Raw genomic sequence first — 8,652 nt, 5'->3', positions numbered from 1 at the left:
TGTACTTCATCAAAGCGCATTCCTCCCGGCACTGACCCTACGGGTACAGTGCGGGGCTCCTGCGATTTCTAGCTGAATCTATTTGAGAGAGATAGTCTCCTCTGCCATGCGCTGCCCCAGACGACCACCCCCAACCCCTCTTCCACCCTGGGAGAGGAAATGCCTGCTCTAGGGGATCCGGGTCCGCAACAGTTCAAGTGGGCTAATGGGGGATCCCCCTCGAGAGGGGAGAGACTCAGCTCAGCAATATCCGTGCCTAGTCAAAGCAGAGGGCTATTGTTAAGGAATCTAAAGTAAAGTTGAGCTTTTGATATCACTGTTGCCGTCTTGTTACCGAAAGCGCTATCGTCTAAGCATCAAAGCTTTTTTCAAAGCTGCTTTATGGGCCCTGGAGGAGCGACCCCTCTGGGGCTTCTTCCATCCGGCTGCAGCTGAGAGGGCAAGGGATGGCTTTATGGGGTAGGGATCACTCCTCGGCGGACGGCAGGCCCCAGGGCGTGGCTGCCGATGTCAGAACGATAGTAGGCCTTGGGAAACTGCACTTGCTCCACAGCTGCGTAGGCTTGGCGCAGGGCCTCGGATAGGGTTGCCCCTTGGCCGGTAAGACAGAGAACGCGCCCGCCATCGCTCAGGAGCTGCTTGCCTGCCTGGCGGGTACCCGCATGAAACACCAACGCCCCCGTGGTGGCAGCTGCATCCAAGCCGGAGATGGGGATCCCTCGCTGGTAGGCATCGGGATAGCCTGGGGCTGCCATCACCACGCAGGCGGCATAGCCGGGTTTCCATTTGAGCTGGATTTGGGCCAGCCGTCCTTCTATACAAGCCAGCAGCACCTCGTCCAAAGGGTTTTCCAGCAAGGGCAGGATGACCTGAGCTTCGGGATCCCCAAAGCGGCAGTTGTACTCCAACACGTAGGGATCCCCACTGGGCGTGATCATCAAACCGGCATAGATCACCCCCTGGTAGCGGATGCCCCGCCGTTGCAAAGCCTCCAGGGTGGGATCCAGGATCTGGGTTTGGATGCGGGCCAACCCTTCTGGAGTGACCAGGTGATCCGCAGGGGCATGAGCTCCCATGCCGCCGGTGTTGGGGCCAGTATCGCCCTCGCCAAGGCGCTTGTAGTCCTGGGCAGGTGGCAGCGGCACACAGATCTGGCCATCGGTTAGAGCCAAAACCGACACCTCCTGGCCGGGGATAAACTCCTCGATCAGCACCTGATCGCCCGGCTTGGCCAGGGCTGCTTCCAGGGCTTGCACGGCTTCTTCCCGGTTTTGGGCAACGGTTACCCCCTTGCCGGCAGCCAGTCCGTCTTTTTTGATGACCACTGGGAAACTCTGGGAGTCGAGATAGGCCACAGCGGCAGATAGCTCAGCAAAGCCGGTAGCGCGAGCAGTCGGGATCCCCGCCTCTTGCATCAATTGCTTAGCCCAGAGTTTGCTTCCTTCCAGTTGGGCAGCGGCGCGGCTAGGCCCGAAAATGGGCAACCCTGCTGCCTGGAAGGCGTCCACGATCCCCTGCACCAAGGGCAGCTCTGGCCCTACCACCGTCAGGCGGATCCCTTGTACGGTAGCAAACCGCACCAGGCCTTCAATGTCGGTAGCCGCCAAAGCCACGGATTGACAGCGGGGCAGCTGCTGCATGCCGCCGTTGCCGGGGGCACAGTAGATCCGAGTAACCTGGGGAGACTGCAACAGCTTCCAGGCCAGAGCGTGTTCTCGCCCCCCAGATCCGATGACCAGAGCCTGCATGGTGTGCTATTCCGCTGTTTCTAAACCCAGCTTGCCTGTTTTCCGAACATCCCCCATTAGACCATGTTCTTGTACCATTTCTGGGGTGTTGGCGCACTCCGGTCAGTGGACGGCGAGAGAACGGCCCCGCCAAGTCCAGTTGCGGCCGGTGGTGGTGCGGATGGCCGAAGCCAAGATGATGGCCGCTGTCGCCCAACCCCCCACTGCCGTTAGCCACCAGTAGCAGAGGGGCAGATGCGCCCAATGCCGGAGCAGAAGCCGGATGGCCAATTGGGCCAGGATCCCTGCCAAGCTGGCCAACAGCACCTCCAGGGATCCCGTAGCCCCAGCCAGGATCACCCCCAACCAGGGCAAGCTGCAGATCCCCAAGACCGTACCCATTGCCAACACCGCCAAGGCCCAGTTGCGCTCCAGGCCCAGGAACCAGTTTTTGGTCCACCCTTCCCAAAGGGCAGCCCCGTTGGCATACATGCGGCTGCGCACCCGCGGCCCTCCCAGGCAAATTTGCAGGCCCAACCCCTGGGCTTTGATCCGTTGCCCCAGGGCCACATCCTCGATCACCACATCGGCCACTCCGGCATGCCCGCCAACTTGCTCGTAGGCAGAGCGGCGAAACAGCAGGAAGGGACCAAAGGCAAAGGCTTTGGGGTTGTCGGGATCGTTCACGGCGGCAAAGTTGTAACCCACCGCCAGGATGGTCATCATGATGGGTTGCACCAGCCACTCCGCTAGGCAACCGCACACCAATTGCGGCCCTACACTCACCAAGCCGCTGCCGCTTGCCAGCAAATGTCCTAAGGCCGCTTCAATGGCACCGGATCCCAGCCGCACGTCGCAATCCAGAAACAGCAAGTAGTCGGCTTCTACGCGGGCGACGGCTTGGGCACAGGCCCAGTTTTTGCCCACCCACCTTTGGCCTTTGGGACGGGGATCCCCCTTGAGCAGGTGTAGGCGCGGATCTTGCCGTTCGGCGGCCAGGGCTTGCGCCAACTCCCAGGTGGCATCCGTGGACTCATCGTCCACCAACCACACCTGCAAAGGGGCAGAGGTGCTGTCCAGAATGCTGCTCAGGCAGCCCACCACGTTCTCGGCCTCGTTGTAGGCGGGCACGATCACCGCCAGCCGCTCCATCCCAGCCGCGATTTCCCCTGCCTGTTCCGCCGGGGGATCCCTCAGCCAGGGGGAAGCCCGCAACGCTCGCCTCAGTTGCAGAGCCACTAGGGCAATCGCCAAAGCTGTTAAGGACAATACCCCCGTTAGGATTTCTCGGATCCCCACTCTTGTTTCCCTCGCTGCTCAGACTTGCTAGAAACGGATTCCCACCTCTGCCTAGCGCTGGGGTGGCCCAATTCTCTAAGCAGACAAAACCCCCTCTACGATATCGCCATAGGGCCGGGGAAAGATTAGCCAGACCTGGCGCTGGGTTTCCACCAAGGCACGCACCAAAGGGGAAAGATGGGCAATTTCTTCATAGCCACGCTCGGTTTTGAGCTGGATCCCTTGGTCATAAAAGCTATAGCCCTGGACGTGGGCAGAGCGGATGCCCAAATAGCTTTCAGGATCCAGCCCATCCCGCAGCATTTTGGCCTGCACAGCAGCCACCAGGGTTTGGCGTTGCTCCTCAGACAACTGGGTAATGTTGCGGGCCTTGAACAAATCCCGCTCCAAGTAGCGCCGCGACAGATCCGCCAAGATGGGATCCTTCCCCGACATGGCCCAGAGGCGCATGGGGTAGCTGAAGATGATATCGTCGGCAGCCAAGTAGAGGGGGAGCGGCAACTCGAAGGGATCCCCTTTTTGAGCCGCCAGCGAGGCCCAGCACCAAGCGCTGAGGATGGGATCCAGCTCAATCTCCCCCCTTTGCAGGAGCGCCTCTGCCCGCCTGAATAGCCGCTCCAAGATAAAACGGGCACAGAGGCTCTTGGGGTGCTGGTACACCTGGGTGTACATGAAATAGCGCACCACCAGGTAGTGCTCGATGGCCCCCAGGCCTTTGCGGGCGGGGATGGACAGGGATCCCGTCTCCGGGTCATAATCCAGCACCGTTAGGATGCGATCCAAGTCCAGGTGGCCGTATTGGGCGCCCGTGAGCAGGCTGTCCCGCATCAGGTAATCGAAGCGGTCGCAGTCCAGTTGGCTGGAAATAAGCTGACCTACCAGCGGCAGGGGAAATTGCTTCTGCAACACCTGCTGCATCTGGGTCGGCAGTTGGGGATCAAACTCTGCCAGCAGCGTCCCCACTTGGGGATCCTCCCGGAGAATGCGGGCCGTCCAAACCTCGTGCCGGCAGCCGAAGATCTCTTCCCCGGCATGGCTAAAAGGGGCATGGCCAATGTCGTGCAGCAGAGCCGAGGCCAAGGTTACCGCCCGATAGGGGCGCAGCTCTGGGTAGCGATGGGCCAATTTGTCGAACAGCCGCCGCGTTACCTGCAACACTCCCACCGAATGGGTAAAGCGGGATCCCTCTGCCCCGTGGAAGGTAAAAAAGGCCGTGTCCAACTGGCGAATGCGGCGCAGCCGCTGAAAGGCCGGTGTATCGATCAGGCGAATGAGCAGAGCCTCAACCGCGTCCCCTCCATTCAGGCTGATGGCGCCATGCAGGGGATCGTGGTAGGTGCGGGACTTGCAAAACCGTAGCGGCATACTCCCACCATACCTCGCCAATTTTGGGATCCTTGGCTAGCCTGTCTGGGGGTGCTTCCCGCCTCGCCCTATCTATGCCCGCTTTCCCATGCCTCTCTCTGCAAAGGATGCCAGCACCCGAACCCCAGAAAACTCGACTCCAAGACAACAAGACAGCTGGGTGTTCCTCCTCTCCCTGCTGATTTTGATACTCAGTTTGGGGCTAACCGGCTGCTCTGCCAGTTCTGGATCCCCTGTTGTGCCCAGCCCACCCACCCTCACCCGCTACGTTGCCCTGGGAGCCAGCGATGCCGTTGGCTACAACGCCTCCATTTCCTGTGATGGCCCAGCCAACGCCGCCGGCACTCGACCCCAGCGCTCAGAGCCCCTGGACTGCCCCAATGGAACGGGCTATGTGCCCCGCCTGGCCCGGTCTTTGCCGGCCCCGGTTGAGCTGGTCAATTTGGGCCGTTCGGGAGCGGTGCTCAGCCCCGCCATGCAAGCCCTGAGGCAGGGGATCCCGGCCAATTTGCTGCAGGATCAAGTGCCGCGCCTTCCCCCCGATGCCACCCTGATCACCATTTGGGTGGGCGGAAACGATACCAACGCCATCGCTCTGGCGGCGGCTCAACGGGCTCTCCAAGGTGAGGATCCCTTGCCCTTCGTCGATCAGCAGATCCGACAATTCGCCGCCGATTACCAAACCCTGCTGCAAGCGGTGCGTGCCCGTGCCCCTCAAGCTCGCCTGGCGGTGGCCAACCTGCCCAACTTCGCCCTGATTCCTCTGGGTCAGCAGCAACCCAGCAGCGTGCGCCAACTGCTCTCCCTGATCTCGGTTGGCCTCACGCAACGGGCCATCAACCCCTTAAGCCAACAGGGGATCCCAGTGGTGGACTTGCTCTGCGATCCCCGCTCCTACCGACGCGAGTCCTTCTTTCCCGGCCCGCTGGCCGACGGCTTTCACCCCAGCGACCGGGGCTACGCCGATTTGGCCGATGCCTTCTTGAGCGCCCTTCGGCAACCGCTCCCTCCCCAAACCCGCTGCCCTCCCTTTAGCGAGGTGGGATCCCTGCAACCAGATGCGGCGGCAGAGTCTGCCCTCCGCAGTTTTCTCACGGATGGATACAAGACGGCACAATAGGAAGGATCCCTGCGCTCGGCAAGGGATCCCAAAGGCGCTTAGACGATCCAGCCACGGAGAACGGGCCAGTTTTAGGAAGCAGCTACCGCTGCCGAGGAACGCCGCCGCCGGCCCAGAGCACCCGCTACCGGCTCCGGTTGGGTTTCCACACTCAGGGAAGACACAGACTCCTCTTCAGGGGATTGCACAAAAACCGCCACCGTGGGCTTGCCGGGCAATTGTTCTCGCAAGAAACGGCGCACCACCCGCTCCACTTCGCCCTTGAGGCCGGCCCAGTCGATGTCCAGGCTGCCCCGCTCCAGCGAGCGAGCAAATTGGGGCCACGCTTGCCGAAGGGTGTTCTCCAGAAGGGGTTTCAGGTCGGATCCCTTGAGTTGGTTCCCTTCCCCCGCCAAGCCAAAGGTTTGCACCTGCGGGGTGCAGAGCAACTGGCCACTGCCGTCCAGGCTGATCACCACCGTCACCATACCGTCTTTGGCGATCTGCTGCCGCTCCTGCAGCATCTCATCCATCACCACTCCATCGTGGGAAGCGGCGATCATCTGCAGGCCAGAGGGGACGCGGCCCGTGATGGCAATGCGCTCCCGGTTCACCTCCACCACATCGCCGTTGTCGATGATTACAATGTTTTCCCGCGGGATCCCCATGCTCATGGCGGTTTCGGCGTGCTTGACCAGCATGCGGTATTCCCCGTGGGTGGGGACAAAGAACTTGGGGCGGGTGAGGGCAATCATCAGCTTTTGGTCTTCCTGGCAGCCGTGGCCGGAAACGTGCAGGCCCTTGTCTTTGCCGTAAATGACATTGGCTCCCAGCTCCATTAGCTTGTCAATGACCCGCGAGACTGCGATCGTGTTGCCAGGGATCGGGTTGGCCGACCACACCACCGTGTCTCCTGGCTTGATTTGCAACTGCGGGTGCTCACCGTTGGCGATGCGGGTAAGAGCAGCCAGCGGTTCTCCCTGGGATCCGGTGGTGAGGATGATCACCCGGTCATCCGGCAGGCTGTTGATCACATGCATTGGCTGCAGCGTCTCGTCCTTGCAGCGGATGTAGCCCAAGCGCCGCGCATGAGCCACCACGTTTAGCATGGAGCGGCCCAGCAGAGACACCACCCGACCTTGCTGTTCGGCAATCTGCAGCACCAAGTTGAGACGATGTACCGAAGAAGCAAAGGTGGTGATGATCACCCGTCCCTTGGCTCCCGCAATTGCCTTGGTGAGACCCGGCACCACAGAGGCTTCGGAAGGGGTAAACCCCGGCACTTCCGCGTTGGTGGAGTCGCTGATCAGGCAGAGCACTCCCTTTTCCCCATGTTCGGCCAACCGCTGCAGGTCGAAGTACTCCCCATCCACGGGGGTATGGTCGATCTTAAAGTCGCCGGTCTGGATAATGACGCCCACAGGCGTGTGCAGAGCCACCGTAAAGCTATCGGCAAAAGAGTGGGTGTTGCGAATGAATTCGGCAAAAAAGTGCTTACTCAAGGGAACGATTTCACGGGGGCCAACAGGACGCAGCTCTGTGCGGTTGAGCAGGCCCACTTCCCGCAATTTCTCTTCCAGCAGCGCCAGCGCCAATCTGGGGCCGTAGATGACCGGAATATCAAATTCCCGCAGGTGATACGGGATGCCACCGATGTGATCTTCGTGGCCGTGGGTAACCACCATCCCCCGCACTTTGTCGCGGTTTTGCTTGATGTAGGTCATGTCCGGCAGCACGATGTTCACGCCGTGCATGCTCTCATCGGGAAAAGCCAAACCGGCATCCAAGAGGATAATGTCGTCCTCGTAGCGGAAGGCCCATGTGTTTTTGCCGATCTCCCGCTCGCCGCCCAGCGGAATCATCTGAACGGAAGAGGTGGATTGTGGGGTTACAGAACGAGAAGCAACTGAAGAACGTGGTGTTGGCATATGGGTTTAGATCCTCAACAGTAAAAAAACAAAAACAGAAATAGGCGCAGGCTATCCCCGACAAAGTTGTGGGCGAAAGCCGCAACTCATCCATTTCCCAGGCCGGGGAAGAGCTTTTCAGGGAAAAAGCTACCTACCCACAGGTCAAACGCCACAAAAGAGCCCCTTGCAAACCCCTGAAAACCGTGGTCATGGCAGAAGCAAAGCCTAAAAATGCAATCATGAAACTTTCGTCGCCATTTGTTCGGATCCCTTCGATTCAGCCAGTAGGCCCATCTCTTCAAGCACCTGTCGCAAAACCTGCAGAGAACTGGGCTGTAGAGGCGCTAGGGGAAGGCGCGCCCGACCCACTCGCCAACCCTGCATCTCCAATGCGGCCTTAATCGGAACTGGGTTGGTCTCGATGAACAAAACCTTGAACAACGGAAACAGGCGCAGGTGGTGGGCCAAAGCTTGATCGTGTTGCCCCCTGATGTAGCTCTGGATCAGCTCCTGCAACTGCAACCCAACCAGGTGGCTGGCTACACTGACCACCCCGCTCCCCCCCAAAGATAGGAGCGGCAACGTCAGAGAGTCATCCCCTGAATAGATGGCGAAACGCGAGGGAGTGAGTCGCCGAATTTCCGAAGCTACATCCATCATACCACTGGCTTCTTTGATGGCGACAACCGTTTCCAATTCTGCTAATTGGGCTACAGTCTCCGGCTGTAAACTGGCCCCTGTCCGACTGGGAATGTTGTAGAGCAAGATGGGCAGGTCACTGGCTTGGGCGATGGCCTTGAAGTGCTCATAAAGGCCGGCCTGGGTAGGCTTGTTGTAGTAGGGCACCACCTGCAGAGAGCCATCCAAACCGAGTTGAGCGGCCTTTTTTGTGGCTTCAATGGCCTCACGGGTGGAGTTGGATCCCGTCCCGGCGATCACCTTGGCCCGACCGGCTACGGCATCTCGCACCACGCGGAACAGCTCATACTCCTCTTGCCAGGTTAGGGTGGGAGATTCGCCTGTGGTGCCACAGACCACCAAGCCGTCACTGCCGTGGGTTGCCAAGTAATCGGCCAAACGAGCGGCCTCATCGTAGTTAAGCTCCCCCTCATCAGTAAAGGGGGTAACCATGGCCGTCAGCACTCGACCGAAGTTCACCGATTGCTTCTCCCCATCAACCACACCAATCCGACGATTAGCCGGGCGACCCAGATGAGACCAGTTTGTTTTTCCATCATACCTGCCTTTGCGT

General features: G+C 60.0%; 6 protein-coding genes. 1 reads left to right on the top strand and 5 read right to left on the bottom strand.

The features are described from left to right. Positions 1–452: 452 nt before the first annotated feature. From purD to NW828_RS07770, 3 genes are all read right to left on the bottom strand, one after another. Complete coding sequence (gene purD, locus NW828_RS07780; RefSeq protein WP_414383002.1) at positions 453–1,748, bottom strand: phosphoribosylamine--glycine ligase; 1,296 nt, start codon at positions 1,746–1,748, stop codon at positions 453–455. 102 nt (positions 1,749–1,850) lie between these two features. Beyond that, a complete protein-coding gene (locus tag NW828_RS07775) occupies positions 1,851–3,026 on the bottom strand; it encodes a glycosyltransferase (protein WP_414383000.1) in 1,176 nt (391 codons plus the stop codon). A 75-nt stretch (positions 3,027–3,101) separates the two neighbouring features. After that, a complete protein-coding gene (locus tag NW828_RS07770) occupies positions 3,102–4,391 on the bottom strand; it encodes an HD domain-containing protein (protein ID WP_414382998.1) in 1,290 nt (429 codons plus the stop codon). 238 nt (positions 4,392–4,629) lie between these two features. Between NW828_RS07770 and NW828_RS07765 the strand changes: the two genes are divergently transcribed. After that, positions 4,630–5,511 carry an SGNH/GDSL hydrolase family protein gene (locus NW828_RS07765; protein WP_414382996.1) on the top strand — a complete coding sequence of 294 codons (882 nt, stop codon included), beginning with the start codon at positions 4,630–4,632 and terminating at the stop codon, positions 5,509–5,511. A gap of 71 nt (positions 5,512–5,582) precedes the next feature. On the opposite strand, the gene NW828_RS07760 is transcribed toward NW828_RS07765, so the two are convergent. Both NW828_RS07760 and dapA read right to left on the bottom strand, forming a co-directional pair. Continuing rightward, entirely contained in the window at positions 5,583–7,418 is a 1,836-nt protein-coding gene (locus tag NW828_RS07760; protein WP_414382994.1) for a ribonuclease J, read from the bottom strand. Positions 7,419–7,637: 219 nt separating this feature from the next. After that, entirely contained in the window at positions 7,638–8,558 is a 921-nt protein-coding gene (gene dapA / locus NW828_RS07755; protein ID WP_011431720.1) for a 4-hydroxy-tetrahydrodipicolinate synthase, read from the bottom strand. Between the last annotated feature and the right edge of the window lie 94 nt (positions 8,559–8,652).

The organism is Synechococcus sp. W55.2 (genome assembly GCF_047461635.1).
Lineage (GTDB): Bacteria > Cyanobacteriota > Cyanobacteriia > Thermostichales > Thermostichaceae > Thermostichus.
This window is presented reverse-complemented; position numbering and strand designations above follow the sequence as displayed.

Excerpts from the sequence above, each read along its gene's own strand:
- NW828_RS07770 (WP_414382998.1), bottom strand. The coding sequence starts at position 4,391 with ATGCCGCTACGGTTTTGCAAGTCCCGCACCTACCACGATCCCCTGCAT.
- purD (WP_414383002.1), bottom strand. The coding sequence starts at position 1,748 with ATGCAGGCTCTGGTCATCGGATCTGGGGGGCGAGAACACGCTCTGGCC.
- NW828_RS07760 (WP_414382994.1), bottom strand. The coding sequence starts at position 7,418 with ATGCCAACACCACGTTCTTCAGTTGCTTCTCGTTCTGTAACCCCACAA.